The sequence below is a fragment of the Bartonella acomydis genome (assembly GCF_039543025.1).
Lineage (GTDB): Bacteria > Pseudomonadota > Alphaproteobacteria > Rhizobiales > Rhizobiaceae > Bartonella > Bartonella acomydis.
Map to the genome: position 1 here is coordinate 1 of NZ_BAABIY010000052.1, position 707 is coordinate 707.

Consider the following 707-nt stretch of genomic DNA (forward strand, 5'->3'; position numbering starts at 1 on the left):
CCACCGCCACCGTAGTAGGTATATGTAGTACGGCCGTTATAAGTATTTTTTAACCAACCTCCAGTCCCTCCACTGCCGCCGCCGCCCCATGCCCATATTTCTACCTCTGTGTCATCGCTAACACCTTCAGGAAAAGGAATAGGACCACTTTCTGTCATAAGAATTTCGACGGGTTTTTTAACTAATGAAGCTATTAATTTATCCACTTGCGCTTTGGTATAAACAGCTTCACCATCGATTTTCAGCGGTCCTTTAAGCGAGCTTCCCATTGTACTTAAGTTAGTGATCACTTCACCATTATGGATAAGGCTAAACGACGAATTACCCAACAGCTCTAAACCACCGTTCATAGTAACTTTGCTGGTAAATTTGTTGTAATTTTGCCATTCATTTGGGTTGGCTAGACGTCCATAGCTGGTCAGATCTTCGTTAATCTTGGCTCTAAAGTCATCAAGCCCCACGATATCTTCTGTTTTATGTTGATGGGTGCCTAACAGCGAGATGGCACTACCAAAGGTAAAATTATTGTTACCTGATTTATAAAGCACATAGTTGTTAGCTGCATCTTTAGCGCCTTCAATATCGCTTAAATCGGCAAAAGTGAAGATTTTATCGGCTGCCATCTTGCCATTAAGAGTGCTTTCTAGACCCGTCACATCACTCATCCTATGCTTATGTTGTAAAGGGGCTTTTTCGTCTATTTTTTC

At 41.9% G+C, this 707-nt stretch carries 1 protein-coding gene; it reads right to left on the reverse strand.

What is annotated here, in order from left to right; genetic code table 11:
- Nucleotides 1-707 (reverse strand): Bgr_08870 family protein (locus tag ABD909_RS06955; RefSeq protein ID WP_345097235.1); only part of this gene is annotated, 707 nt, incomplete at both ends.